The sequence below is a fragment of the Sphingobium sp. PAMC28499 genome (genome assembly GCF_004795815.1).
Classification (GTDB): domain Bacteria; phylum Pseudomonadota; class Alphaproteobacteria; order Sphingomonadales; family Sphingomonadaceae; genus Sphingobium; species Sphingobium yanoikuyae.
Map to the genome: position 1 here is coordinate 1913275 of NZ_CP039248.1, position 26125 is coordinate 1939399.

General features: G+C 65.2%; 29 protein-coding genes and 1 tRNA gene. 18 read left to right on the plus strand and 12 right to left on the minus strand.

Annotated elements, in window-relative coordinates; translation table 11 throughout:
• The first annotated feature begins 52 nt into the window (after nucleotides 1–52).
• The 9 genes from E5554_RS09270 (at nucleotide 53) to queE (ending at nucleotide 7848) form a co-directional block, all read left to right on the plus strand.
• Nucleotides 53–532, plus strand: a complete 480-nt coding sequence (locus E5554_RS09270; protein WP_136186610.1) for a hypothetical protein — start codon at nucleotides 53–55, stop codon at nucleotides 530–532.
• A gap of 101 nt (nucleotides 533–633) precedes the next feature.
• Complete coding sequence (gene fliD / locus E5554_RS09275; RefSeq protein WP_136186611.1) at nucleotides 634–2046, plus strand: flagellar filament capping protein FliD; 1413 nt, start codon at nucleotides 634–636, stop codon at nucleotides 2044–2046.
• 16 nt (nucleotides 2047–2062) lie between these two features.
• A complete protein-coding gene (locus E5554_RS09280; RefSeq protein WP_004208175.1) occupies nucleotides 2063–2464 on the plus strand; it encodes a flagellar protein FliS in 402 nt (133 codons plus the stop codon).
• A 175-nt stretch (nucleotides 2465–2639) separates the two neighbouring features.
• Nucleotides 2640–3836, plus strand: a complete 1197-nt coding sequence (locus tag E5554_RS09285) for an aspartate aminotransferase family protein (RefSeq protein WP_069335736.1) — start codon at nucleotides 2640–2642, stop codon at nucleotides 3834–3836.
• Between the two features lie 125 nt (nucleotides 3837–3961).
• Nucleotides 3962–4888 carry an ornithine carbamoyltransferase gene (gene argF, locus E5554_RS09290; RefSeq protein WP_136186612.1) on the plus strand — a complete coding sequence of 309 codons (927 nt, stop codon included), beginning with the start codon at nucleotides 3962–3964 and terminating at the stop codon, nucleotides 4886–4888.
• A 123-nt stretch (nucleotides 4889–5011) separates the two neighbouring features.
• Nucleotides 5012–5917 carry an Hsp33 family molecular chaperone HslO gene (locus tag E5554_RS09295; protein ID WP_136186613.1) on the plus strand — a complete coding sequence of 302 codons (906 nt, stop codon included), beginning with the start codon at nucleotides 5012–5014 and terminating at the stop codon, nucleotides 5915–5917.
• 126 nt (nucleotides 5918–6043) lie between these two features.
• Complete coding sequence (locus tag E5554_RS09300; RefSeq protein WP_037507688.1) at nucleotides 6044–6451, plus strand: hypothetical protein; 408 nt, start codon at nucleotides 6044–6046, stop codon at nucleotides 6449–6451.
• A gap of 47 nt (nucleotides 6452–6498) precedes the next feature.
• On the plus strand, nucleotides 6499–7200 hold the full coding sequence (queC, locus tag E5554_RS09305; RefSeq protein WP_004208170.1) for a 7-cyano-7-deazaguanine synthase QueC: 702 nt from the start codon (nucleotides 6499–6501) through the stop codon (nucleotides 7198–7200).
• Nucleotides 7201–7203: 3 nt separating this feature from the next.
• Entirely contained in the window at nucleotides 7204–7848 is a 645-nt protein-coding gene (gene queE, locus E5554_RS09310) for a 7-carboxy-7-deazaguanine synthase (RefSeq protein WP_037507690.1), read from the plus strand.
• 12 nt (nucleotides 7849–7860) lie between these two features.
• On the opposite strand, the gene E5554_RS09315 is transcribed toward queE, so the two are convergent.
• From E5554_RS09315 to lipB, 3 genes are all read right to left on the minus strand, one after another.
• Nucleotides 7861–8556 carry a hypothetical protein gene (locus E5554_RS09315; protein ID WP_004208168.1) on the minus strand — a complete coding sequence of 232 codons (696 nt, stop codon included), beginning with the start codon at nucleotides 8554–8556 and terminating at the stop codon, nucleotides 7861–7863.
• Nucleotides 8557–8659: 103 nt separating this feature from the next.
• Nucleotides 8660–8947, minus strand: a complete 288-nt coding sequence (locus tag E5554_RS09320) for a hypothetical protein (protein WP_136186614.1) — start codon at nucleotides 8945–8947, stop codon at nucleotides 8660–8662.
• 62 nt (nucleotides 8948–9009) lie between these two features.
• Entirely contained in the window at nucleotides 9010–9714 is a 705-nt protein-coding gene (gene lipB, locus E5554_RS09325) for a lipoyl(octanoyl) transferase LipB (RefSeq protein WP_136186615.1), read from the minus strand.
• A 76-nt stretch (nucleotides 9715–9790) separates the two neighbouring features.
• Here lipB and E5554_RS09330 point away from each other — a divergent pair, with 76 nt between their 5' ends.
• Nucleotides 9791–10585 (plus strand): hypothetical protein, encoded by a 795-nt coding sequence (locus E5554_RS09330; protein WP_004208165.1) that lies wholly within the window; start codon nucleotides 9791–9793, stop codon nucleotides 10583–10585.
• Here E5554_RS09330 and E5554_RS09335 read toward each other — a convergent pair.
• Genes E5554_RS09335 through E5554_RS09345 form a run of 3 tightly spaced genes read right to left on the minus strand, consistent with a single transcriptional unit; the run spans nucleotide 10567 to nucleotide 12501 of the window.
• On the minus strand, nucleotides 10567–11166 hold the full coding sequence (locus E5554_RS09335) for a GNAT family N-acetyltransferase (RefSeq protein WP_069335740.1): 600 nt from the start codon (nucleotides 11164–11166) through the stop codon (nucleotides 10567–10569). The two genes, E5554_RS09330 and E5554_RS09335, sit on opposite strands and share 19 nt — an antisense overlap.
• Before the next feature lie 4 nt (nucleotides 11167–11170).
• On the minus strand, nucleotides 11171–12046 hold the full coding sequence (gene hemF / locus E5554_RS09340) for an oxygen-dependent coproporphyrinogen oxidase (RefSeq protein WP_136186616.1): 876 nt from the start codon (nucleotides 12044–12046) through the stop codon (nucleotides 11171–11173).
• On the minus strand, nucleotides 12043–12501 hold the full coding sequence (locus tag E5554_RS09345) for a tRNA (cytidine(34)-2'-O)-methyltransferase (RefSeq protein WP_004208162.1): 459 nt from the start codon (nucleotides 12499–12501) through the stop codon (nucleotides 12043–12045). The genes hemF and E5554_RS09345 overlap by 4 nt, the downstream gene beginning before the upstream one ends.
• Nucleotides 12502–12694: 193 nt before the next feature.
• Between E5554_RS09345 and petA the strand changes: the two genes are divergently transcribed.
• The 5 genes from petA (at nucleotide 12695) to E5554_RS09370 (ending at nucleotide 17190) form a co-directional block, all read left to right on the plus strand.
• Nucleotides 12695–13261, plus strand: a complete 567-nt coding sequence (gene petA / locus E5554_RS09350) for a ubiquinol-cytochrome c reductase iron-sulfur subunit (protein WP_026109474.1) — start codon at nucleotides 12695–12697, stop codon at nucleotides 13259–13261.
• 11 nt (nucleotides 13262–13272) lie between these two features.
• The gene (locus E5554_RS09355) at nucleotides 13273–14565 is read left to right on the plus strand and encodes a cytochrome b/b6 (protein ID WP_048938713.1); all 1293 of its coding nucleotides are present in this window, start codon (nucleotides 13273–13275) and stop codon (nucleotides 14563–14565) included.
• A gap of 14 nt (nucleotides 14566–14579) precedes the next feature.
• Nucleotides 14580–15428: a cytochrome c1 gene (locus tag E5554_RS09360; RefSeq protein ID WP_136186617.1), complete on the plus strand. Its 849-nt coding sequence runs from the start codon at nucleotides 14580–14582 to the stop codon at nucleotides 15426–15428.
• An 80-nt stretch (nucleotides 15429–15508) separates the two neighbouring features.
• Nucleotides 15509–16045 (plus strand): adenine phosphoribosyltransferase, encoded by a 537-nt coding sequence (locus tag E5554_RS09365; RefSeq protein ID WP_017502592.1) that lies wholly within the window; start codon nucleotides 15509–15511, stop codon nucleotides 16043–16045.
• 71 nt (nucleotides 16046–16116) lie between these two features.
• Nucleotides 16117–17190, plus strand: coding sequence for an endonuclease/exonuclease/phosphatase family protein (locus E5554_RS09370; RefSeq protein WP_136186618.1), 1074 nt, complete (start codon nucleotides 16117–16119; stop codon nucleotides 17188–17190).
• Here the strand turns inward: E5554_RS09370 and E5554_RS09375 are convergent.
• Nucleotides 17187–17783 carry a 5'-methylthioadenosine/S-adenosylhomocysteine nucleosidase gene (locus E5554_RS09375; RefSeq protein WP_081331588.1) on the minus strand — a complete coding sequence of 199 codons (597 nt, stop codon included), beginning with the start codon at nucleotides 17781–17783 and terminating at the stop codon, nucleotides 17187–17189. The genes E5554_RS09370 and E5554_RS09375 overlap by 4 nt on opposite strands.
• Before the next feature lie 109 nt (nucleotides 17784–17892).
• Nucleotides 17893–17967 (minus strand) — tRNA-Val (locus E5554_RS09380).
• Nucleotides 17968–18110: 143 nt separating this feature from the next.
• Here E5554_RS09380 and E5554_RS09385 point away from each other — a divergent pair.
• Nucleotides 18111–19451: a dicarboxylate/amino acid:cation symporter gene (locus E5554_RS09385; RefSeq protein ID WP_136186619.1), complete on the plus strand. Its 1341-nt coding sequence runs from the start codon at nucleotides 18111–18113 to the stop codon at nucleotides 19449–19451.
• On the opposite strand, the gene E5554_RS09390 is transcribed toward E5554_RS09385, so the two are convergent.
• The gene (locus E5554_RS09390; protein ID WP_004208143.1) at nucleotides 19444–19821 is read right to left on the minus strand and encodes a response regulator; all 378 of its coding nucleotides are present in this window, start codon (nucleotides 19819–19821) and stop codon (nucleotides 19444–19446) included. The genes E5554_RS09385 and E5554_RS09390 overlap by 8 nt on opposite strands.
• A gap of 135 nt (nucleotides 19822–19956) precedes the next feature.
• Between E5554_RS09390 and E5554_RS09395 the strand changes: the two genes are divergently transcribed.
• The gene (locus tag E5554_RS09395; RefSeq protein ID WP_037517628.1) at nucleotides 19957–20853 is read left to right on the plus strand and encodes an N-formylglutamate amidohydrolase; all 897 of its coding nucleotides are present in this window, start codon (nucleotides 19957–19959) and stop codon (nucleotides 20851–20853) included.
• A 1-nt stretch (nucleotide 20854) separates the two neighbouring features.
• On the opposite strand, the gene E5554_RS09400 is transcribed toward E5554_RS09395, so the two are convergent.
• Nucleotides 20855–22708 carry an acyltransferase family protein gene (locus E5554_RS09400; RefSeq protein ID WP_136186620.1) on the minus strand — a complete coding sequence of 618 codons (1854 nt, stop codon included), beginning with the start codon at nucleotides 22706–22708 and terminating at the stop codon, nucleotides 20855–20857.
• Between the two features lie 139 nt (nucleotides 22709–22847).
• Between E5554_RS09400 and E5554_RS09405 the strand changes: the two genes are divergently transcribed.
• Nucleotides 22848–24176: a cytochrome P450 gene (locus tag E5554_RS09405; protein ID WP_136186621.1), complete on the plus strand. Its 1329-nt coding sequence runs from the start codon at nucleotides 22848–22850 to the stop codon at nucleotides 24174–24176.
• Nucleotides 24177–24241: 65 nt separating this feature from the next.
• On the opposite strand, the gene E5554_RS09410 is transcribed toward E5554_RS09405, so the two are convergent.
• Together E5554_RS09410 and E5554_RS09415 are read right to left on the minus strand one after the other, a co-directional pair.
• Nucleotides 24242–25612: a 3-deoxy-7-phosphoheptulonate synthase class II gene (locus E5554_RS09410; RefSeq protein WP_136186622.1), complete on the minus strand. Its 1371-nt coding sequence runs from the start codon at nucleotides 25610–25612 to the stop codon at nucleotides 24242–24244.
• Nucleotides 25613–25739: 127 nt separating this feature from the next.
• Nucleotides 25740–26105, minus strand: coding sequence for a Rap1a/Tai family immunity protein (locus E5554_RS09415; RefSeq protein ID WP_017502598.1), 366 nt, complete (start codon nucleotides 26103–26105; stop codon nucleotides 25740–25742).
• Between the last annotated feature and the right edge of the window lie 20 nt (nucleotides 26106–26125).

Sequence of the window (26125 nt, forward strand, 5' to 3'; positions counted from 1 at the left end):
TAGCCACGCTTGTCCGTATTCTGTTTACGGGGACGCATTAGGATGGTGCGTCATGAACGAGTATCTTTCGCGTAGCGAGATTTCGCCAGTGGACCGGAGCGTCGTTCGCGCGCCGGCGCCGGCTGCGGCCGTTCAGCCGGTTTCAGCGACGGAATCGGCAACCGAGCAGGGCAACATGTCTGCCAGCGATGCGCGCAGGCAGGAGAGTTTTGCGGTCGATGTCGTTGCGGTCGACGAGGATGCCGCCGGCGCCGCCGAATATGCGCGCATCCATGCCCGGATCGCCGATATCCTGGCCGATATGCGCGCCGGGCAGGGGGATGTGTCGGTCGATGGCGCATCGGCCGCCGTCCAGGCGATGATGCCGCAGCCCTTCATCTACATTCCGCTGCCGCCCGCCACCCGCGAGGCGGTGGAGCAGGCGGCCGACCTGGCCAAGCGGATCGCCCAGCAGGCCAGCTATGCCTATGCCGCCCAGGCGCATGTCGCGCGCGGAACCGTCGACCAGATCCTGTCCGCATCGGCGATCTGATCGCGGCCATGCCCGCTTTTTTGCGGGCTTTGCCATCAGCTTGAAAATCATTCCTAAACATCTTCGCGCTACGGCCGTTCTCTCATTTGAAAGGACGGCCCATGGCAACGACGACGACATCGGTAGGGAGCAGCATCCTGTCGGCGCTGGGTGCCAATTCGGGCATCGACACGAGCGCGCTCGTCACCAGCCTGGTCAGCGCGACCCGCGATCCGCGCCAGTCCGCGATCACCACCCAGCAGACGACGAACAATGCCCGCATTTCGGCACTGGCGTCGGCCATCAGTTCGCTCGACACCTTCGCCGATGCGCTGACCAGCGTCCTGTCGGGTGCCGAATATACCGGCACGCCCAATTCGACCAACACCAACATCGCGTCGGTCAGCCTGCTGAGCGGCGGCACGCCGACCGGCATGCCGGCACAGTTGGTGGTGAAGTCGCTGGCGACCGCCCGCATCTTCGCCTCGACCTCGACGAGCGGCGCGACCAGCAGCACGGCCGTCGGCACCGGATCGCTCACCATCACGACGGCGGGCGGCAAGACCGCGACGATCACCGTCGATTCGAGCAATAACAGTTTTTCCGGCCTGGCTTCGGCGATCAACGCGGCCGACATCGGCGTGACCGCGAGCGTCGTCACCGATGCGCAGGGCACGCGGCTGGTGTTCAAGGGCGAAACCGGCGCGGCCAATGATTTCACCATCACCAGCTCGGCCGACAGCTCGACCAGCGTTCTCGCCGGCCTCAACAGCAGCGCGATGACCTCGACGTCGGACCCGGCCAATGCGAAGATCACGCTCGACGGCACCGACTATGAATATGCCAGTAACACCATCGACGATGCGATCCCCTATCTGCGGATCGAACTGACCGCGGCGGACGTCAACAGCACGGTCAACCTGACCATGACGCAGCCGACCGCGACGATGAAGGATCTGCTGCAGGAATTTGTCGACGCCTATAACACGCTGATGAAGGCGCTGAACACGTCGACCTCGACCGGTACGGATTCGTCCACAGCGGGCGTCCTCAACGGTGTGTCGGCGGTGCGCGACATGAAGTCGCAGCTCTCGAAGATCACCTCGACCCAGCTGGCTTCGACCGGCAGCTACAAGACGCTGGCCGATATCGGCATCGCGACCAACCGCGACGGCACGTTGACGCTCAACACCGACACGCTGGACAAGGCGCTGGCCGCCGACCCGGCGGGCATCACCAAGATGCTCAATCCCGCCAAGTCGACCGCCGACAATCTGGGCCTGTCGGGCCTGATGGACAGCGTGCGCGACAATATCGAGCTGGAGAACGGCCCGATCAAGGCGGCCCAGGACCGTTATGAGAAGCTGGCCGACAGCCTGACCGAACAGCTCGAAAAGCTGGACGAGGACATGGCCGACTATGAGACGCGCCTGACTTCCATCTATTCGGCAATGCAGACCAAGCTGTCTGCGCTCAACGCAACCCAAAGCTATCTCCAGCAGCAGATCGATGCCTGGAATAGCAGTGACGATTAACCGGGGATTTTGACGCATGTTCTATAATCACAGCTTTGCGGGTACGGCAGCGGCACGGCGCTATGCGGCGGTGCATTCGGGCAGCCGGATCGAGGGCGCCACGCCCCACGCGCTGGTCAAGATCCTGTTCGACGAACTGCTGATCGCGCTCGATGCCACGGCGCTGGCCGAACGCAATGGCGACCGGCTGAAGGTGTCCGACAAGCAGGCGCGCGCCATGTCGATCCTGTTCGCGCTCGAAGCCAGCCTGGACTTCGACAAGGGTGGCGACATCGCCACCGGCCTGGCGCGCATCTATCGCGAGGCCCGCCGGCTGCTGCTGGTCAGCGCCAAGGAGCATGATGCCGCGCCCGTCGAGCAGGCCCGCGCCATGGTCGGCGAGATTGCCGATGCCTGGAGCCAGATCGGCCAGCCCTGATCGTTCACGGGGCGATCAGTCCATAGGCTGCCGACTGGCCCGGTTGCGGGGTTGCACCCCCTTCCGGTGGCCTGTATAGGCGGCACTCGCACAAGGGCGGCCCGGCGGGGGCCGCCTTTTTGCGTTATATCCAATGCGCACGGACGCGCAGCATCAACCCAGAAAGGGAAGGCACATGTCGATTACGCCGCTCATGCCCGTTTACCCCCGGTGCGATGTGCGTCCGGTCCGAGGCGAGGGCTGCTATCTGATCGGGGAGCGCGGGGAGCGCTATCTCGACTTCGCCAGCGGTATCGCCGTCAACCTTCTGGGCCATGGCCACCCCAAGCTGGTGAAGACCATTGCCGATCAGGCTGCGACGCTGATGCATATCTCCAACCTCTACGGTTCGCCGCTGGGGGAGGAATTTGCGCAGAAGCTGGTCGATAACAGTTTTGCGGACACCGTCTTCTTCACCAATTCGGGTGCCGAAGCGGTCGAGTGCGCGATCAAGACCGCGCGCCGCTATCATTATGCCAATGGGCAAGCGCACCGGCACAAGATCATCAGCTTCGACAACGCCTTTCACGGCCGCACGCTGGGCACCATTTCGGCGACCAGCCAGCCCAAGATGCGCGACGGGTTCGAGCCGCTGCTGCCCGGTTTCCAGGTCGTGCCCTTCAACGATCTCGACGCGGCACTGGCCGCGATCGATGACAATACCGCCGGTTTCCTGCTGGAACCGGTGCAGGGTGAAGGTGGCGTGACCCCGGCAACCCAGGCATTCCTGACCGGCCTGCGCAAGGCGTGCGACGAGCATGGCCTGCTGCTGATCCTGGACGAAGTGCAGTGCGGCTATGCCCGCACCGGCACCTTCTTCGCCCATGAGCAATATGGCGTGAAGCCCGACATCATGGCGGTGGCCAAGGGCATCGGCGCGGGCTTCCCGCTCGGCGCCTGTCTCGCCACCGAGGAAGCGGCCAAGGGCATGGTGTTCGGCACCCATGGCTCCACCTATGGCGGCAACCCGCTCGCCATGGCGGTGGGCATCGCGGTGCTGGAAGAGGTGCTGGCGGATGGCTTCCTGGAGCAGGTGACGGCGATGGGTGCGCGTCTGCGTTCGGCGCTGGAGCAGATGATCCCGAACCATGACGACATGTTCGAGGATGTGCGCGGCATGGGGCTGATGCTGGGCGTCAAGATGAAGGACGCCTATGATGCGCGCGCCTTTGTCGGCCATCTGCGCGACCATCATGGCTTCCTGTCGGTGTCGGCGGGCCAGAATGTGCTGCGCATCCTGCCGCCGCTCGTCATCGACGAAAGCCATATCGCCGAGTGCATCGAGAAGATTTCCGCCGGCGCGCGGAGCTTCGCGGACGCCAAGGCGGCCTGACCATTTAGTTTCCGTTCGCCCTGAGCGAAGTCGAAGGGTATCGCCGAGCGCAGCGAGGTGCCTTCACTTCGTTCAGGCGGGGGCTTCGACTTCGCTCAGCCTGAACGGGTTAGAGGTTGTTTCCAATGACCAAGCATTTCCTGAATCTCACCGATGCGGGCGGCGACGCGATCGCCGCGATGATCGCCGACGCCATCGACCGCAAGGCGGCGCGGGCGGGCAAGCCCAAGGGCTGGGTCGACGCCGATGCGCCGCTCGCCGGCCACACGCTGGCGATGATCTTCGAGAAAAACAGCACGCGCACCCGCGTCAGCTTCGATATGGCAATCCGCCAGTTGGGCGGCAATTCGCTGATCCTCGATGGCGCGACCAGCCAGCTTGGCCGTGGCGAGACCGTGGCCGATACGGCGCGCGTGCTCAGTCGCATGGCCGATGCGATCATGATCCGCACCGACGATCATGCCAAGATCGAGGAAATGGCCGAATATGCCAGCGTCCCGGTCATCAATGGCCTGACCGACCTGTCGCATCCCTGCCAGATCGTCGCCGACCTGCTGACCGTGGTCGAGCATGGCCTGGCGCTGCCGGGCAGTCAGTGGGCCTGGCTGGGCGACGGCAACAACGTCCTCCACTCGATCGTCGAGGCCGCCGGGCTGATGAAGTTCGACGTGCGCATGGGCATCCCTGAGGGCTATGATCCCGATCCGTCCTTTGCCGCGGCGGCGAAGGCAGCGGGTTCGACCATCACCCTTACTCGTGATGCGGCACAGGCGGTGGCCGGCGCCGACGTCGTCGTCACCGACACCTGGATCTCCATGGGGCAGGCCCATGCCGAGGCGAAGCTGGCGGCGATGATGCCCTATCAGGTGACGCCGGAACTGATGGCGGGCGCCAAGGCGGACGCCAAATTCCTCCACTGCCTGCCCGCCCATCGCGGCGAGGAAGTGGTGGAGGCGGTGATCGATGGCCCGCAGTCGCTGATCTGGGACGAGGCGGAAAATCGCATCCATGCCCAGAAGTCGGTTCTGCTCTGGGCGCTTGGAAAGCTGTAAGCTCACCCTATATTCGGGCGAAATTTTCCGTTCGCCCTGAAAGATGACGGGGCCTGTCCTGCGCTGGGAAGCGGAGGACGGGCCCTCGCGGCTTTCGGGGCGGGTGGATCGGAAGGAAATATCGTGACCAGTTCCAATGTCGATCAGGCCCTTGGCTTCACCATCCCCTCGCGCCATGTGCGCGGCCGTTTCGTGCGGCTGGGGCCGGTGCTGGACCAGGTGCTGTCCGCCCATGCCTATCCCCCGGCGATCGAGCGGGTGCTGGCGTCCTCGCTGGTCCTGGGGGCGCTGCTCGGCAGCCTGCTCAAGGATGCCGGCGGCCAGTTGACCCTGCAGGCGCAGACCGAAAATGGCGTCGTCAGCCTGCTGGTGGCCGATTACAAGGGCGGCGAACTGCGCGGCTATGCCAAGTTCGATGCCGAGCGGCTGGCGGAAATCGGCAGCGATCCGACCCTGTTCGGCCTGTTCGGCAAGGGCTATCTGGCGATCACATTCGACCAGGCGGCGACCGGCGAGCGCTATCAGGGCATCGTGCCGCTGGATGGATCGTCGCTGGCCGAGGCGGCGGAGCATTATTTCTTCCAGTCCGAACAGATCCCCAGCATCGTCCAGATCGCGACCCGGCATGAGCCGGGCGAAGGCTGTGTCGCGGCGGGCCTGCTGCTTCAGCATCTGCCCGAAGGCGAAGTGGGGCGCGAGCGCCTGCATGTGCGCCACGACCATCCCGAATGGGAACATGTGCAGGCGCTGGCCGGTACGCTGCGCGACGAGGAACTGACCGATCTCGACCTGCCGCTGACCGACATTGCCTGGCGCCTGTTCCATGAAGAAGAGGAAGTGCGCGTCACCGAGACGACGGCGCTCGCCAAGGGCTGTCGCTGTGACCTTGCCCATATTCGCGATGTGATCGGCCGCTTCCCGGTGGACGAACGGGTGGCGATGGCGGACGAGAAAGGCATTATCGGCGTCGATTGCGCCTTCTGCTCGCGTCTGTTCCCGCTCGCGCTGGACAGTTTCGTTACCCATTGAAAGCCGGCGCGGGGCAATTGCGGCAGGGCCGTTCGCCCCGCGCTATCAAATTGCCGCAATTGCGCGGCACAACAGGATGAAGCATGGCGCCGCTCCCCGGCGCCGATGACAAGGTTTGGACGCAAGATGGCAAGGCTGGGGCTGCAGGCGCTGGGCGCCGCGGCGGCAATGATGATGGCAAGCTGGGCCGGGGCGGCGAACGCCCCGCAACTGGCTGCGCTCGCCAAGCTGGAAACGGGTGAATGGGAATTGCGTCTGCGCGATGATCCCACCGCGCCGCCCCGCCGCCTGTGCGTGACGATGCCGCATCAGTTGCTGGAGCCGGCCAATGCTGGCCCCGGCTGCAAGCCGTTCGTGGTCAGCGACGCGCCTGCTGCCGCCACCGTGACCTTCGATTGCGGTGCGGCTGGCAATGCGCGCACCGACCTGCGCGTCGAAACGCCGCGCCTCATCCAGATACGATCGCAGGGGATCAGCGACGGCGCGCCCTTTTCCAACATGGTCGAAGGGCGCCATGTCGGGGCATGCCGCTGACCGGCGGCCCCCTTGCACTGCAACATAACGAGGTCTAGCGCAGCATCATGGTCGCACAGAATGGAAAATTCGCCGTCGTCCTGCTTTCGGGCGGGCTGGATTCAATGGTCGCGGGCGGGCTTGCGCGCGAAGCGGGCTATCGCGTCCTGGCGCTGACGATCGATTATAATCAGCGCCATCGCGTCGAACTGCGCGCCGCGGCCAAGGTTGCGACGGCGCTCAATGCCATGTCGCATATCGTGCTGCCGCTCGACCTCACGGCCTTTGGCGGGTCGGCACTGACCGCCGACATCGAAGTGCCCAAGGGCGGCGTGGGCGACGAAATCCCGGTCACCTATGTGCCGGCGCGCAACACCATCTTCCTGTCGCTGACGCTGGGCCTGGCCGAAGTCGCTTCGGCCAGCGACATCTATATCGGCGTCAATGCGCTCGACTATTCGGGCTATCCCGACTGCCGTCCCGAATTCATCGATGCGTTCCAGAAGATGGCGACGCTGGCGACCAAGGCGGGGGTCGAGGGCCATCCAATCCGCATCAACACACCGCTGCAGTTCATGACCAAGGCGGACATCGTGCGCGAGGCGCATCGCCTGGGCCTGGATGCCGGGCTGAGCTGGTCCTGCTATGATCCGACGCCCGACAACAAGCATTGCGGCCTGTGCGACAGTTGTCGCCTGCGCTCGAAGGGCTTCGAGGAAGCGGGCCTGCCCGATCCCACCGTCTATGCGACGCGTCCCGGAAAGGCCTGACACATGACCTATGCGGTCAAGGAAATGTTCCTGACCCTGCAGGGCGAAGGCGTGCAGGCGGGGCGGCGTGCGGTATTTCTGCGCTTTGCCGGCTGCAACCTGTGGAGCGGGCGCGAGCAGGACCGGCGCGATGCCGTATGCCGCTTTTGCGACACTGATTTCGTCGGCACCGACGGTGATGGCGGCGGCAAGTTCGCGACCGCCGACGCGCTGGCCGATGCGGCATTCGCCTTCTGGGGCGAGGGGGAAGGCCCCTATATCGTCCTGACTGGTGGCGAGCCGATGTTGCAGGTCGACGATGCGCTGATCGACGCGCTCCATGCCCGTGGCTTCACCATCGCGATCGAAAGCAACGGCACCTTGCCGGCGCATCCGGGCATCGATTGGGTCTGCATCAGCCCCAAGGCGGGCAGCGACGTGGTCCAGGTGAAGGGCAATGAGCTGAAGCTGGTCTGGCCGCAGCCCGATGGCGGCCACAGCCTGGCGGATGTCGAGGCGATGGAGGGCTGGGGCTTCGACCATCTGCTGGTCCAGCCGCTCGACGATGCCCATGCCGTGGACAATGCCCGCGCGGCCATCGATCTGGTGATGGCCCGGCCGCGCTGGCGGCTGACGGTGCAGGCCCATAAATATCTGGGCCTGCGTTAAGCGTCTGTCAGATCAGGGCTGGACGCCCGCCTTCTGGTTCCACTGCTGGTGGCATTCGGGCAGCAGCACGCCCTTCTTCCAGCATTTGGCGTCGAGCGAGGGCAAAGCGAGCTGATAGTTCCAGCCCGGATCGCCATAATATTGCTCGCCGGCATGGACGAGCGACTTCTTGATCGAGGCCAGGCCCTGGCGCGCGACGACGTTGAGCTGGCCGCGATCGGCGAAGATCGCCTGGCGACCGACCGCCGCCGCCGCCTGGCAAAAGCCGCGTTGCGCCTGGACCGTCGAATAGCCCGAATAGATGCGGGTATTATACATGTCGGACGCCGACTGGCCGGGCTTGCCCTTGCCCTTGGTGCGCTGGAAATAGCTGAGCAGCGTCGCCTGCGCCGCGTCAAGTTCGGCGTCATGATGGGCGATCATGGCGTTGTAGTTGCTGACCGACAGCAGGGTCGGTTCGAACTGGCACTGCAGCGCGGCGACGTTGATCGCGGCGCGCAGGTTCCAGGTGAGGCCAGCCTTGATCTCGTCCGCGGTGGCGCCGGGCAGGCCCAGCGCGGTGGCGGCGGCCTCGTCCGTCAGGGCAGGGGCCGACATGTCGGGCGGCGACCAGAAGAATTGCGCGGCGGCCGGCTGCGCGGCGGCGAGCGACGCAGCAGCGATCGTCAGGGCGGCAAAGGCCTGGCGCGAGCGAAAACGGAACGTCATTGAATAAACCCTCTCAGCCGGGGTCTTGACGGCGCGAACGCCCAATTCCCCCATAACGGCATCGACTATAGCGCGGCTGTATCGGAAGTGAACGGCAAAAGCCTCACTGATCCGACACGACTTCCTCATCATTGGCGGGGGCGGTCGCATTGTCCGCCTTGGCCGGGGCAGCGGTCTTTGGTTCGGTGCGGTTTTCCGGCAGGGCCAGGCTGGTGCCCTCGCTCTGGACGCCGTCCAGATCGGTCATGGCGTCGGTGGCGGTGCCATCGACCACTTCCATATCCTTCATCTGCACCGTGTTGCCGCTCTTTTCGCCGCCACCGCCGCAGCCTGCCAGCGGCATGCAGCCGATCAACAGGGCGGCAGTCATCATCCTTGCGTCAAGGCGCATCCGGGTCTCCATAACATGGCTCAACATGCCCGGCGGCCCCCCACCTGGCGAAGTGGCGGACCCTAGCGGGCGGTCCCGCATTGCTCAAGTCCCGTGCCGTCGCCCGATCCGCAGCGCCGCAGCCGGCCGAGAAAGGCGGGGAAATGCGCCTTGAGCGCGGCATCAAGGGCTTCCATCGAGGCATTGCCGCCCAGTGCGGCGATGCTGGTCACCGGAAACTCGCTGATCCCGCACGGCACGATGCCGCCAAAATGGGACAGGTCGGGATCGACGTTGATCGAAAAGCCGTGCAGCGTCACCCAGCGACGGACGCGGATGCCCAGCGCACCGATCTTCGCCTCGCGCCCTTGCCGGTCGTCAGTCCAGATGCCGATGCGCCCTTCGGCGCGGCGGGCGGCAATGCCCAGATCGGCGAGCGCGTCGATCATCCAGCCTTCGAGATGATGGACGAAATTGCGCACATCCTTGCCGCGCTCGCGCAGGTCGATGTTGAGATAGCCGATGCGCTGGCCCGGCCCATGATAGGTATAGCGGCCACCGCGTCCGGCATCATGGACAGGAAAGCGCGGATCGATCAGTTCGGCCGGATCGGCGCTGGTGCCGGCGGTATAGAGCGGCGGATGCTCCAGCAGCCAGACGCGCTCGCGCGCATCGCCTTCATAAATGGCGGCGGCCCGCGCCTCCATATCGGCAAGGGCGGTCGGATAGTCGACGGGGTTGGCATCGTTGCGCCACTCGACGTCAGGAAAGGGCAGGGGATCGGTCATGGCGCTTCCTTGACTTGAGCGGGGCGAGCGATCAAGTCTCGGGCCGCATTTCGCAGGACAGGGGTAGGCATTAGATATGGCGGCAGTCTCGATCGGCAAGGCGTGGGAGGAGGCAGTTGCCTTCGTCGCCCGCGAAGCGTCGCTGCTCTTTCCCGTCGCGCTGCTGTTCCTGGCCCTGCCGGGGCTGATCCTGCAGGAAATGACGCCGCCGCAACTGGCCGAATGGATGGCCAATCCCCAGCGCACCGGCCTGCCCGATATTCCGCCGGGCTTTGCGCTGGCGATGCTGCTGGGTGTCGTCATCATCTGGTTCGGATCGCTGACGCTGTTTGCGCTGGCGCTGCGGCCGGGCATCAGCGTTGGGGAGGCGTTGCGCCTGGGCTTCGCGCGACTGCCTGTGCTACTGGGTACCGCCTTGCTCGCCATGTTCCTGATCGGCGGGCTGATGCTGGCCGCGATTCTGGTCGCCGTCCTGGCCAGCCTGGTCTCGGAGTCCGTGGGCACCAGCATCGGCGCCATCCTCGGCGCCTTTGTCGGTGGGGCCACCATCTTCGCCAGCGTCCGGCTGATGCTGCTCAATCCGGCGGTGATCGACGGCAATCAGGGGGTGGTGCCCTCGCTGCGCCATGCCTGGGCGCTGACGCGGGGCTGTTTCTGGCGGCTGCTGGGCTTCATCATCCTGATCACCCTGCTGTCGGGCATTGCCAGCATGGCGGCACAGACGATCTTCGGTGCGCTCGCCGGCCTTGCCGCCGGGCCGGAGGCCGCCCGGCTGGTGGGCGGCGTCGCCTCGGCGGCGGTATCGACCGTGATCCAGGTCTATATGCTGGTGATGCTGGCCCGCATCTATCGTCAGGCGTCGGCCGGCTGACCGAACATCGGGATCTGCGGCGCTGCTTCGGGCGGCAGCAGGCCCAGCAGGCGCGGATCGGCGAAGGTCTCGATCTCCCGGCCATAGGGGGTGAAGCCCGACTTGATGTAGAAGCCGAGTGCCGCCGGACTATCGAGCGTGCAGGTATGGACCCAGAAGCGCTCCACCCCCTTGCGCCAGGCGAGCGACTTGGCCTGCGCCATCAGCCATTTGCCCAGCCCCTTGCCGTTGAGCGAGGGCACCAGCCCGAAAAAGGCCAGCTCGCATTGTGACGGGCTGCGGAAATCCAGCTCCAGCAGGCCGACCTCTACCCCGCGCGGGTCGGTGACGGCATAGACCTCGACCAAGGGATCATGCAGGATAGCCGCGAGTTGATCGTCCGGCATCACCAGCCGCGAGAACCACAGCCACGGTTCGCCCACGCGGCGGAACAGGGCGCGATAGGCGCCAAGGTCCGGCGTCTTCCACGGCACCAGCCGCAGCGGCGCGGGCGGGATCGGCGCGGGCCTGGGCCGCTCGCGCATTTCCAGATGGGTGACGATGGTCGCGATCTCGCGCGGATCGACCGGGGTCAATGCCACGCGATCAGCTCCAGCTCGCCATCGGCGGCAGGCTCATCAGGATCGCGTCGATATTGCCGCCGGTCTTGAGCCCGAACAAAGTGCCGCGGTCATGGACCAGGTTGAATTCGGCATAGCGGCCGCGCCATTCCAGCATGGTGCGATACTCTTCCTCGCCCCACGCCTCATTCATCCGCCGCCGCACGATCGGCGGGAAGGCCTCCAGGAAAGCGTCGCCGACATCGCGGGTGAAGGCGAAATTGGCGTCGAATGCCGCATCGTCCGCGCATTCGAGATGATCGTAGAAGATGCCGCCGACGCCGCGGTGCACGCCGCGATGGGGGATGAAGAAATATTCGTCCGCCCAGGCCTTGAAGCGCGGATAATAGGCCGGATCATGGGCGTCGCAGGCGGCCTGCAACACCGCGTGGAAATCCGCCGTATCCTCGTCGCGCGGCAGGGGCGGATTGAGGTCTGCGCCGCCGCCGAACCAGTTCTTGGTGGTATTGAGAAAGCGGGTGTTCATGTGGACGGCCGGCACATGCGGGTTCGCCATATGCGCGACCAGGCTGATGCCGGTGGCGAAAAAGGCCGGATTGTCGGCCGCGCCATGGATGGTCTGGGCAAAGCCGGGGGCAAGATCGCCGGTCACGGTGGAGATGTTGACGCCCACCTTCTCGAAGACCTTGCCCTTCATCATCCCGCGCACGCCGCCACCGCCTTCGCCGGGAGCAACGCCTTCGGCCTCGCGATCCCAAGGGGTGTAGGCGAAGCTGGCGTCGCTGCCGGCTTCGCGCTCGATCGCCTCGAACTCCGCGCAGATCCGGTCGCGCAGCGATTCGAACCAGGTACGGGCCGCCTGCTGCTGCGGGTTCAGGGGAAAGCGGATGTCAGGCGTCATGCGGGGAAGCTCCCGGTCTGGCGAAGGGCCTCGGCAACGGCGATGCCGGTGGAAACGGCGATGTTGAGCGAGCGGAAGCCCGGCGCCATCGGAATGCGCACGCGAATATCGGCCAGATCGCGGACATGATCGGGCACGCCCGCGCTTTCCGATCCCATCAGCAAGACATCGTCACTGCGAAATGTCACATCGGGCAGTCGTTCCGACGCGTGGCTGCTCATCAGCAGCAGGCGGCGGCCGGCGGCCCGTCTTTCCGCGTCGAACGCCTCGAAATTGGCGTGGCGCACGACTTCGGCCGCTGCGCCATAATCCATTGCCGCGCGCTTCAGCCGGGCGTCGGAAAAGGCGAATCCGGTCGGCATGATGATGTCGACGGGCACGGCAAAACAGGCGGCGAGGCGCAGGATGGCGCCGACATTGCCGGCGATTTCGGGCTGGTAGAGAGCGATACGCATGGCTGTCGCATAATGCAGCGCGGCGATTTGTCATAGTCTGGATGACTTTGCGGTTGGCAAAGCCCTGACAGTCCGGTTATCAGACCTTTGACCCACGCCGGGGGGAGGCGGGGTATACCCTAACTCCCTTGATAATCAGGATCACTCAAGGCATTCCGGCGTGAATAGGGAAGTCTTGCAAGGGTAGAGGTGCATGGCGAACTCAGAACAAGTTGACGGGCAGGGTCTATCCGGCGAAGACGGAGTGCGTCGCCGCGATTTCATCAATATCGCTGCGGTGAGCTTCGCAGGGGTGGGCGCCGTCGGTGTCATTCTCCCGCTCATCGATCAGATGAACCCCAGCGCCGACGTATTGGCGCTCGCATCGACCGAGGTCGATCTTTCCGCGATCCAGCCGGGCCAGGCGATCAAGACCACCTTCCGGTCGCAGCCGCTGTTCGTTCGCCAGCTCACCGAAAAGGAAATTGCCGAGGCCGACAAGGTCGATCCGTCCACGCTGCGCGATCCGCAGACGCTGGCGGAGCGGACGGTCGACGGCAAGAAGCAGTGGCTGATCACCATGGGTGTCTGCACCCATCTGGGCTGCGTGCCGCTGGGCGCGGGCGAGGGCGAAAATCGCGGCGAATTCGGCGGTTATTTCTGCCCCTGCCACGGTTCGTCCTATGACACGGCCGCCCGCATCCGTAAGGGGCCTGCCCCCAAGAATCTGGAAGTGCCGAAGTATAGCTTCACTTCCGACACTGCCATTCTTGTGGGTTGAGGGGGACCGTCATGAGCTTTCCATGGGCTGAACATTATACCCCCAAGCATCCGCTGATGCAGTGGGTCGACGAGAAGCTGCCGCTGCCGCGTCTCGTCTACAATGCCGTCGGTGCCGGCTATCCGGTACCGCGCAACCTCAATTATTTCTGGAATTTCGGTGTCCTCGCCGGCCTGGCGCTGGTGATTCAGATCGTCACCGGCGTGGTCATGGCGATGCATTATGGCGCCAACACGCTGGTCGCCTTCGGCACCGTCGAACAGACGATGCGCGACGTGAATGCGGGCTGGCTGATGCGCTATGCACATGCCAACGGCGCCAGCTTCTTCTTCATCGTCGTCTATCTCCATATTTTCCGCGGTCTCTATTTCGGTAGCTACAAGGCGCCGCGCGAAATGGTCTGGCTGCTCGGCCTCGTCATCTTCCTGCTGATGATGGCGACCGCCTTCATGGGCTATGTCCTGCCCTGGGGGCAGATGAGCTATTGGGGCGCCAAGGTCATCACCGGCCTGTTCGGCGCGATCCCGGTGGTGGGCGAGCCGATCCAGACCTGGCTGCTGGGCGGCTTTGCCCCCGGCAATGCCTCGCTGAACCGCTTTTTCTCGCTCCACTTCCTGCTGCCCTTCGTGATCGCGGCGGTGGTGATCCTGCATATCTGGGCGCTGCATATTCCCGGCTCCTCCAACCCGACCGGTGTCGAGGTTAAGGGCCCCCAGGATACCGTGCCCTTCCATCCCTATTACACCGCGAAGGATGGTTTCGGGGCGGGCGTCTTCCTGATCCTGTTCGCGATCCTGCTGTTTTTTGCGCCCAATTATCTGGGTCACCCGGATAATTATATCGAGGCGAACCCGCTTTCGACCCCGGCGCATATCGTGCCCGAATGGTATTTCTGGCCCTTCTACGCGATCCTGCGCGCCTTCACCGTCGACTTCTTCTTCGTGCCGGCCAAGCTGCTGGGCGTGCTGGCGATGTTCGCATCGATCCTGCTGCTCTTCTTCCTGCCCTGGCTCGACACCTCGCCGGTGCGTTCGGGCAGCTATCGTCCGACCTTCAAGACGTTCTTCTGGATCCTGGTGCTCGACGTGCTGATCCTGGGTTATTGCGGCGGTGCGCCGGCGGAAGAACCCTATGTGATGATCAGCCAGGTCGCCGCGGCCTATTATTTCGCGCATTTCCTGATCATCCTGCCGATGATCGCGCGTTTCGAAAAGCCGCTGCCGCTGCCCAATTCGATCACCGAGGCGGTGCTGGCCAAATATGCCAAGGCTGACGGCGAAACCGCCGCAGTCCCGGCCGAATAAGGGGGAAGACAAGCATGGTACGCATCGGCGCATTCCTTGTCGGCCTCTTCTTCGCCGGCTGGCTGCTCATCTCCTTCCTCGTGGGTGCCTATTCCTACGTGGTGGAGCCTCCGGCCAAGACGGTGGAGCATGAGTTCCACCTGGCCCCCAAGCATGTCTCCTTCTCGTTCGACGGGCCGCTGGGCCGCTATGACAATCAGCAGCTCCAGCGCGGCTTCCAGGTGTTCAAGGAGGTCTGCTCGGCCTGCCACAGCCTGAAGTTCGTCGCCTTCCGCGATCTGGCCGGCATTGGTTATAACGAGGCGGAGATCAAGGCGATCGCCAAGAACTGGGCGATCAAGACCCCCAGCGTCGATCCGGCGACGGGTGAGGCCTCGACCCGCGATGGCATTCCGGCCGATTATTTCCCGTCCCCCTTCGCGAACAATGTCGCGGCGGCGGCGGCGAACAATAATGCGATCCCGCCGGATCTGTCGCTGATGACCAAGGCACGCCATCATGGCTCGGCCTATGTCTATTCGCTGCTGACGGGCTTCCGGGAACAGCCGGCTGAACTGCTCAAGCATTTCCCGGATGCCAAGACGCCCGAGGGGCTGCACTTCAACCCCTATTTCGCCAATCTGAACCTTGCCATGGCGCCCCCGCTGTCGGCCGATGGCCAGGTGACCTATGGCGACGGCACCAAGCCGACGATCGACCAGATGTCGCAGGACGTGGCCGCCTTCCTCACCTGGACGGCCGAGCCGAAGCTGGAAAATCGCCGCCGCGCGGGCGTGGCGACGATCCTCTTCCTGCTGATCGCCACGGGCCTTGCCTATATGGCCTATCAGAATATCTGGGCGGACAAGAAGAAGGCGGCCTGACCGCACCTCTGCCCGATGGCATGAAAGAAAGGGCGCGCTTCCTTGTCGGGAGCGCGCCCTTTCCTTATGGGGCTTCAACCATGAGCATCGACAGTCTGACCGCGCTGGTCCGCACCATCCCCGACTTCCCCAAGCCGGGCATCCAGTTCCGCGACATCACGACCCTGCTGGCCGATGGGCCGGGTCTGGCCGAACTGATCGACCAGATGGCGAAGGTGGCAGGACCGCTCGACCCCGACCTGATCGTAGGCGTGGAGGCGCGCGGCTTCATCCTGGGCGCGGCGCTGGCGCTGAAGCTGGGCAAGGGTTTCGTGCCCGTCCGCAAGAAGGGCAAGCTGCCGGGCAAGACCGTCGGCATCGACTATGTGCTGGAATATGGCACCGACCGGCTGGAACTGCATGAAGGACAGGTGCCGCAGGACGCGCGCGTGCTGCTGGTCGACGACCTGATCGCCACCGGCGGGACGGCGCAGGCCGCGGCGCGGTTGCTGCGCGAGCAGGGCGCGCAGGTGCTGATGGCGCTGTTCGCGATCGACCTGCCGGATCTGGGCGGGCTTGCCGCGCTGGAGCAGGACGGTGTCCCCTCGCGCGCGATCCTGTTGTTCGAGGGCGACTGATCCGGTCCAGGCGCCGGTTGTCGCCGGCGCCCTTTCGCGTCATGATGCGCCGATCCGATGACGAGGAGCATATGGCCGCTACTTCCCGCTTCCTCCACCGGTTCGGCGCCTGTGTGGCGCCGCTGCTGCTGTCGGCCTGTGCGACGCCGGCGCCCTATCGCGAATTGTCCTGTGGCGCGGCAGTCGCGCCCGCGCTCGCCGCGCCGGATGCGCAGCGGATCACCACCACCCTGTCGGTGCTGACCTATAATATCGAGGGGCTGGGCTGGCCGGCACGCAGCGGACGGGGGCCGTCACTTGGCCAGATAGCGGAGCGACTGGCCGCCATGCGCGCGGCGGGGACGGCGCCCGACGTGGTGCTGTTCCAGGAAATGTTCAGCGGGTCGGCGAAGCAGGCGGTGGCCGATACCGGCTATCCGGCGATCGCCGCCGGCCCGCATCGCACGACCCGTGCGCGCGGGTCGACCAAGGACAAGCTGCCGGGCAAGTCGCATATCGACCGGGGCGAGATCGGTATCCATTTTTCCGGCAGCGGCCTCGCCGTCGCCTCGCGCTATCCGATTCTCCTGACGCAGCGGCGCGCCTATGGCCGCAAATCCTGCGCTGGCCTGGATTGCCTGTCGAACAAGGGGATCGTGCTGGCCCGCATCGCCATGCCCGGCGTGCCGACGCCGATCGACATCTATGACACCCACATGAACTCGCGCGGGGCGTCCCGCGCGCCCGGACCGCGAAATCTCGCCGCGCATGAGCGACAGGCGCTCGAAGCTTCGGCCTTCATCGATGCCAGCCATGACGACGCCTATCCGCTGATCTTTGGTGGCGATTTCAACATGCGCCATTCCGAACCGCGCTGGGAGAATTTCTCTCGCTATCAGGCGCTCAACCTGGTCCATCGCGTCTGCGCCGATGCCGCGTCAGGCTGCGATGTACGCATGTCCTGGGATGGCGACGAGCCGTGGATGGATACGCAGGATCTGCAATTCTTCTGGCCCGGTGACCGGGTCTCGGTTCGCCCGATCCGGGTGGAGGCGATGTTCGATGGTGGACCGAGCGGGCCGGAACTGTCCGACCATGACGGTTTCCTCGTCACCTATGAACTGTCCTGGCCGCGCGGCGCCGCGCGCCAGCCGGGCGGCTGTTAAAGCGCCTCGCCCAGGGCATCGACGGCCACCGCCAACTTCTCGTCGATCAGTGAGAGCAGCTGCGTCCAGCCTAGCATGTCGTTCAGCTCGCCCGGCCCATCGGAAATGCCGCGCAACCCCATCAGCGGCACGCCGAAGCGCTGGCAGGCGCGGGCGATCGCAAAAGTCTCCATGTCGACCATGTCGGCGTCGATCGCGGCATATTCCTCGCCGCCCACGACATTGGCGCCGGTCGACAGGCGCAGGGCGCGGATTTCGAGCGGCGTGACCAGCGGAATGTCGACCGGATGGTCGATTAGCGGCGTCACCCCCTTGGTGAAGCCCAGGCGCGACGCATCCATGTCGCGCCAGGAGACGCTGGCGACCTGATAGACCTCCCCCAGCATGCCCACCCGCGACCCGGCGGAGCCGAGCGACACCACCAGATCGGGCAGGGTGCCCGCCTGCGCCATCCGGTCGAGCGTCACGGCCATGGCCAGTGCCGCCTCGACCGGGCCGACGCCGGTCATCAGCGGGGTGATCCGGGCTTGCAGATGCGGGCCATATTCGGCGTCGATCGCCATCACGAACAGCACCCGCCGTCCGCCCATCATCCCACATGTCGCCGTCATCTGCTGGTCTCCGTCTCGCTGCCGCGCGTCATAGCCGGAAAAGCGCAAAAAATAAGGCCTCGGAAATCCGGAGACTTCCAAGGCCTTATCATGGTGGGCGTGGCAAGGATTGAACTTGCGACCCCTGCGATGTCAACACAGTGCTCTACCACTGAGCTACACGCCCGCCGTGGAGGGGGCCAATAACGGGGGTCGGTGACTCGCGCAAGCGCTAAATGACACTTTTTTGTAGAAACTTTTCCAACCCGCTGGACAGGGGGTGGGGAGGCCATATGCTGCGGTGCAAATAAGGGGGGACGCAAAAACATCATGTTGCCTACGCCATCGACGCCGACGGAACCGGTTCGGCCGCTCCCCATCTATCGCCATCTCTATTTCCAGGTGCTGGTGGCGATCGCGCTGGGCGTGCTGCTCGGCCATTATTTCCCGGCGACGGGCGAGGCGATGAAGCCGCTGGGCGATGCCTTCATCGCGCTGGTGCGGATGATCATCGCGCCGGTCATCTTCCTGACGATCGTCACCGGCATTGCCGGCATGAAGGAACTGGGCGCGATCGGCCGGGTCGCGGCCAAGGCCTTTGCCTATTTCCTGACCTTCTCCACCCTGGCGCTGATCGTCGGCCTGATCATCGCCAATGTCGTTCAGCCAGGCGCCGGGCTCAACATCGATCCGGCGATCCTGGATGCCAGCAAGATCGCCGATTACGCGCAGCAGGCGCATGACCGCACGCTGGTCGCCTTCCTGCTGAACGTCATTCCCGCGACCCTGGTGTCGGCGGTGGCCGATGGGCATAATATCCTGCAGGTGCTGTTCGTCGCGATCCTGTTCGGCATCGCGCTCAGCATGATCGGGGAAAAGGCCGAGCCGCTGATGACGGTGCTGGAATCGGCCAGCCTCGCCATCTTCAAGCTGGTGTCCTTCCTGATGAAGGCAGCGCCCTTCGGCGCATTCGGCGCGATGGCCTTCACCGTGGCCAAATATGGCGTCGGGACGCTCGCCAACCTCGCCGGGCTGGTCGCGACCTTCTACCTCACCTCGCTGCTGTTCGTGCTCGTCGTGCTGGGGACGGTCGCCTGGTTCGCGGGCTTCAACATCCTGCACCTGATCCGCTATCTGCGCGCCGAACTGCTGCTGGTGCTGGGCACATCCTCGTCGGAAGCCGCGCTGCCCAGCCTGATCGAGAAGATGGAGCAGGCGGGGTGCCGCAAGTCGGTGGTCGGGTTGGTCGTGCCGACCGGCTACAGCTTCAACCTCGACGGCACCAATATCTACATGACGCTGGCGGCGCTGTTCATCGCGCAGGCGACCAACGTGCATCTGAGCCTGGAGGAGCAGATATTGCTGCTGCTGGTGGCGATGCTGTCGTCCAAGGGCGCGGCGGGCGTGACCGGCGCGGGCTTCATCACCCTGGCCGCCACCCTGTCGATCGTGCCGTCGGTGCCGGTCGCGGGCATGACCCTGATCCTGGGCGTCGATCGCTTCATGAGCGAATGCCGCAGCCTCACCAACTTCGTCGGCAATGCGGTGGCGACGGTGGTGGTGTCGGTCTGGGAAAAGGGCCTGGATCGCGAGCGCTTCGCGGCGGCCATGGCGGGCAAGCCGCTGCCGCCGCTGGGGCAGGTCGCGGATGAGGCCGAAGCGCTCAGCTAAGGCCCGTCAGCGTCTCGCTACCGAACATCCGTTCGACTTCCAGCACCAGGTCGCGCAGGTGGAAGGGCTTTGACAGCACCTTCGCCTGCGGCACCGCCTTGCCGGCCTTCAGCGTCACGGCGGCAAAGCCGGTGATGAACATGATGCGGGTCTGGGGCGCGACATTGGCGGTGTGCTGGGCCAGTTCGATGCCGTCCATCTCGGGCATGACGATGTCGGTCAGCAGCAGGTCGAACCGATCCGATTCGATATGCGGCACGGCCTGGGTGCCGGTGGCGACCGCCACCACCTCATAACCCGACTTTTCCAGCGCCCGCGCCAGATAGGCGCGCATGCTGTCATCATCTTCCGCCAGCAGGATTCGAACCATTGACCCCAAATTTCCTGTAAGCCGTCTTCCGCGGCGCCCCTTGCCTTGCCCACAGACTGGCAAGCCGTTCGGATATATGCGACAAGGATTAAAGATTATCCAGCCGACCAAATTTTTCCCCGGCCGGTGAAAGGAATGGCGTTGGATCATTTTGGTACGTGTCCGCCAACCGAATCGACGGCGGCCTATGATCTTCATGGTCCTGCTCTTCCCAATGGTCCGCTGATTGTGTCCGTGCCCCATGCCGGGCGCGACTATTCTCCTGAATTGCTGGCTCTGGCGCGAGTGCGGCCAGAGGTGCTGCGCCGGCTGGAGGATCGCTGGGCCGACATGCTGGCGGGGCCGCTGGTCGCGCGGGGCTACAGCGTGCTGGTCGCCCGCGCGCCGCGTGCGATGATCGACCTCAACCGGCATGAGCGGGAGCTGGATCCGGTGATGGTGACCGGCCTGCCCCGCGATCAGCCGCTGCAGAGCAGCGCCAAATTGCGCGGCGGGCTGGGCCTCATTCCCCGTCGCCTGCCCGGCGCCCTGGAATTGTGGCAGCGCCCCATCCCCTGGGAGGAAGCGCGGCGGCGGATCGAGACGGTGCATCGGCCCTATCATGCCCGGCTGGCACAGATGATGACGGCCGCGCGGGAGCGGCATGGCCATGCCATCCTGATCGACCTGCATTCGATGCCGCCGCTGCCGCCGCCGGCCGCCGGACAGGCTGCCCCGGCACTGGTGCTGGGCGATCGCTTCGGCCGCAGCGCCGCGACACGGCTGATGATGCTGGCGGCCGATGTCGCGGCTGGGCATGGCGTGCTGACCTCGCAGAACCATCCCTATGCCGGCGATCATTTGATCGAGCGGCATGGCCGGCCGGAGCGTGGTTTCCATGCGCTGCAGCTGGAGGTGGACCGTGCCCTCTATCTCGACGTCACGCTCGACCGGCCGGGGCCGGGGCTGACGCGGATGCAGGGCGTGGTGGCGGCGATTGCCGAGGCGCTGGCGAACGAACTGCCGCGCAGCTACGCGATGGCGGCGGAATAGCCTATTCGCCGATCACCAGCCGCGCGCCGGCGACGCTCAGATGATGGGAATCGAAATAGAGCGGCTTGCCGTCATGGATGATGGTGCAGCGGCGGGCATCGCATAGCCGGGCCATCGGATCGATCAGCTTCACGCCCCGTGCCTGCCAGCGGGCAAACAGTGCGCGCAGATTGCGGGTGCGGGCCTCGATCGTGGCGCGGTCCACGCCCTGCGCCTGCGCAAGATCGCCGGCGCGGGCGAGATGGGCCAGGTGGCGCGGCACGTCGAAGGGCTGGGGTGGCACCGGTCCGATCAGGATGACCTGCCGTCCTTCGGCGCGCAGAGCATGGATGGTGGCGTCGAGTTTCGCGACGAAGGTGGGATCATCAAATTCGCCATTGGCCCAGAAGGCGGCGAGATAGACGCGGCGAATGGCCGGATCGGCACGGATGGCGGCAAAGGCGGCCTGGTTGGCGCGGGCGCAGCGGGCATCCTTGGGCGCGTCATAGCCCAGCACCGGCGGGCAACTGGACGTGGTGCGCTCAATCAGTGCGCGGCCTTCTGCCCTGGCCTTGAGCGACAGGGCATAGGCCATTTCCACGCCATGGCTGTCGCCCCAGAGCAGGGCATCGGGTCGGACCCTGGCACCGAGAATGCAGGGCTGGGCACCGCGGGCGAATGTGTCGTGGCAGGCCTTGCGCGCGGGGCTGATGTCGGTGCGGCCGGCGGCGAGTTGCAGCACCTGGGGCACAAAGCGCTGCGGCCAGCCGCCCATCGCCAGCAGCGACAGCGACAGGAGGCACAGCAGCGCCATGGCGCCGCCGGTGAACTGGAAGATGCGCCGGGCGGGGATGCGGCGGGCGTCGCGGAAGGGACGCTCGACGAAGCGCCAGGAGAGGATGGCGGCGACCAAGGAGGCTGTCACGACCGTGATGGCCGTCGATCCGGTCAGGGCCGCATCGGTCGCATATTCGGTGAAGACGATCAGCGGCCAGTGCCACAGATAGAGGGAGTAGGAGATGAGGCCCACGCCGACGAAAAGGCGCAGGCTGAGCAGGCGCCCGACGCTGGTACCCGGCGCGCTGTGCAGCAGCAGCGCCGCGCCCAGCACCGGGGGCAGGGCGGTGATGCCGGGGAAGACGGTTTCGCGGGAGTAGAAGATGACGGCGAAGGCGACAGATAGAAGGCCACTCCACGCAAGCGCCTCCCGCAGCCAGCGCGCCCGTGCGGCCGGGATGGCTCCGAGCGCCAGCAAGGCGCCCGCAAATAATTCCCAGGCGCGGGTGGGCAGCAGGTAGAAGGTGAAGCCGCTGGTGTCGCGCTGAAGCGTGATCGCCAGTGCCAGCGACAGCGCGGCGATCGCGCCGACGATCAGGCGGCGCCAGCGGGCGGCAAAGCGCGCGACCAGCATCAGCAGGATCGGGAAGCCGAGATAATATTGCTCCTCCACCGCCAGCGACCAAGTGTGGAGCAGGGGCTTTACGTCGGCGCCGCCGGCGAAATAGCCGGTGTCGGTGAAGAACCAGAGGTTGGAGGCGAACAGCGTGGCGGCGAGCGCGGATTTCGGCACGCCTTCTATATCGCCGGGCAGATAGAGCCAGCAGGCCGCCGCCAGCACGGCCAGGATCATCAGGCTGAGCGCCGGCATGATCCGGCGGAAGCGGCGTTCGTAGAAATGGACGAGCGAGAAGCGCTGTTCATCCACCTCGCGCGCGATGATGCCGGTGATGAGGAAGCCGGAGATCACGAAGAAGATGTCGACGCCGACATAGCCGCCAGAAAAGCCGGGCACATGGGCGTGGAAGAACAGCACCGGCAGGATGGCGATGGCGCGCAGCCCGTCAATGTCGCGGCGATAACGACCCGCCCCGATCATGCTGCTTTCCTGTGGTGCCGACCCATGCATGGCGCTGTCCTAGCGCGAAAGCCCTGCGATTTGCTTTACCATTTTGCCGTCGTTGACAGCGGCAGGGCGAATGATATGATCCAATGTATATCATAAATGGGTGAGGATCATGCGCGACTACGCCACGGCGGACTTCTACAAGGATGTGGATCTGGTTGATGATCCCCATGCCTATTTCGACTTTCTGCGCGCCCAGGGGCCGGTGACGCGGCTGCCCCATCGCAATGTGGTGGCGGTGACGGGCTATGAGGAAACGGTGCAGGTGATGCTCGATACCGAGCATTTTTCCAGCATCAACGCCGTGACCGGGCCGATGACGGACCTGCCCTTCACGCCGCAGGGCGACGACATCGCGGCGGAACTGGAGGCGGCGCGGCCCAAGATCGCCTTCGCCGACCAGATCGTGACGGAAAGCGGCACCCGTCATGCCAAGCTGCGGTCGGTGATCGGCAGCCTGTTCACCCCCAGCCGCTTGAAGGCGCTGGAGCCATCCCTCTATGCGACCGCCGACAGCCTGATCGACGAGTTTGCCGCCGATGGTAAGGTCGATCTGGTGCGCCAATATGGCGGCCCCTATGCGACGCTGGTGATCGCCGACCTGCTGGGCATCCCGGCCAAGGGGCGTGCGGCCTTCCGCATCCTGCTGGAAGGGGCGGTGCCGGCCCAGATCGACGGATCGCCCGAGGATCTGAAGCACAACCCGCTGGTCGGCCTTGGCAAGCATATGTTCCGCTACATCGCCTGGCGCCGCTTCCTGAACCATCCGGCGGTGCTGCCGGTGCGCAGGCTGCTGGGCGCGGACACGGGGAAGAAGGACATATTGACGACGCTGGCGCTGGCGAAGTTCCCGGATGGGACGAGCCCGACCCTGGTCGATCTGACGGCGATGGCGGCCTTCCTGTTCGGGGCGGGGCAGGACACGACCAACCGGCTGCTGGCCAACGCCTTCCGCATCATTGCGATCCGGCCGGATATCCAGGCCCAGTTGCGCGCCGACCCCAAGCGCATCCCCAATTTCCTGGAGGAAGTGCTGCGCTATGACGGGTCGGTGAAGAGTGGCGGGCGCATCTGCACGCGGACGACAGAGCTGGGCGGGGTCGAGATCAAGGCGGGGACGACGATCCTGATGTCGCACATGGCCGCCAATCGCGATCCGCGCCGCTTCGACAATCCGGCGCAGTTCGACATGGATCGGCCGCGTGCCAAGGAGCATCTGGCCTTTGGCCGGGGTGCCCATACCTGCATCGGCGCGCCGCTGGCCCGGCGCGAGGTGGCGGTCAGCATCGAACGGCTATTGGCGCGGATGGGCAATATCCGCCTGTCTCCGGCCCATCATGGGTCGGGTGAGGCGCTGCGCTTCGATTATGAGCCCACCTATATATTGCGGGCGCTGCGGCACCTGCATCTGGAGTTCGACCCGATCGCGGATCCCGGCTGAACAGGGGGCAGAGGCCGGATGAACCGGCCCCTCCTTGCGGTTCGGAGGGGCCGGTTCCTTTTTCGTCAGGCCGCGGCGCGGCGTTCCTTCAGTTCCTCGTTCAGCATTTCTGCCAGCAGGAAAGCCAGTTCCAGGCTCTGCGCCGCATTGAGGCGCGGATCGCAATGGGTGTGATATCGATCGGCCAGACCTTCGTCGGTGATCGCGATCGCGCCGCCGGTGCACTCGGTCACATTCTGGCCGGTCATTTCGGCATGGATCCCGCCGCCGAACGTCCCTTCGGCGCGATGCACGGCAAAGAAGCCGCGCACTTCGGCCAGGATGCGGTCGAACGGCCGCGTCTTGTAGCCATTGGCGGCCTTGATGACATTGCCGTGCATCGGGTCGCAGGACCAGACCACCGAATGCCCCTCGCGCTTCACCGCGCGCACCAGCTTGGGCAGGCCGGCCTCGATCTTGTCATGGCCATAGCGGGTGATGAGCGTGATGCGCCCGGCTTCCCGCTTCGGGTTCAACAGGTCGAGCAGGCGCAGCAATTCGTCCGGCTCCAGGGTCGGGCCGCACTTCATGCCGATCGGGTTGCCGATGCCGCGCAGATATTCGACATGGGCCGACCCCTCGAAGCGGGTGCGGTCGCCGATCCACAACATGTGCGCCGAGGTGTCATACCAGTCGCCGGTCAGGCTGTCCTGACGGGTCAGCGCCTGTTCGAACGGCAGCAGCAGCGCTTCATGGCTGGTGTAGAAGCTGGTGCCGCCAAGCTGGGGCACGCTGTCCGCGTCCAGGCCACAGGCACGCATGAAGTCGAGCGCCTGGCCGATCTGGTCGGCCATCGCCTCGAACTTCGCGGCCCAGGGGCTGCGACCCATGAAATCGAGCATCCAGCCATGCACCCGGTCGAGGCTGGCATAGCCGCCGGTCGAGAAGGCGCGCACCAGGTTCAGCGTCGCCGCCGACTGGTTATAGGCGCGGATCATCCGCTGCGGATCGGGCTCGCGCGCTTCGGGCGTGAAGGCGATGTCGTTGACATTGTCGCCGCGATAGCTGGGCAGTTCCACGCCGCCGATCGTCTCGGTATCGGCCGAGCGGGGCTTTGCGAACTGGCCCGCCATGCGGCCGACCTTCACCACCGGCAGCTTCGAGGCGAAGGTCAGGACGACCGCCATCTGCAGCAGCACGCGGAACGTGTCGCGGATATTGTTCGGATGGAACTCGGCAAAGCTCTCGGCGCAATCGCCGCCCTGCAGCAGGAAGGCTTCGCCGTTCGCGACGCGGCCAAGATCGGCCTTCAGATTCCGTGCCTCGCCCGCAAAGACGAGGGGCGGAAACTGGCCAAGCTGGGCCTCTACCGAGGCAAGCGCCTCCTGGTCCCGATAAAAGGGCATCTGGATGCCCTTATGCTCCCGCCAGCTTTCCGGCGTCCACTTCGCCGCCACGTCGAGTCTCCTTCACGTCAAAAAAATAGGGGCCGCATCTACGCGCAACCGCCCGGCAGGGCAAGTTTATAGCGGTTGCGGCGCCTCTTTGCGCAAGGATACTATCGATCAGACTGATCGAGCGGCTTTATTTCTGGCAGGGATAGCGATCGTTGAGGGCGATGCTGACCAGCGCCGACGCCGCCGCGCCGCGCTGATCGGGGTAGCGCTCCAGATAGGCGACCACGGTGCTTTTTACATCCTCGGCCGCCATCCGCTTGGGCCAGCAGACGGTGCGGGCGCGGCCCAGGAACATCTCCTTGCGGATGCCGTCGGTCGCCCCGGCGATGTATGCGGTGCAGGCCAGCTTATATTCCGGCGCCTTGTTGCGGCATTTGGCGAGCAGGCTGGTGCCGGTCTCGAACATGTAGATGCCGCCTTCGTCCGATGCAGGCGGTGGCGGCGGAACCTTGCTCGATGACGCGGCGGCGATCGCCAGCAGAAGCGCAAACATGGGGGCGGGGCACTCATATC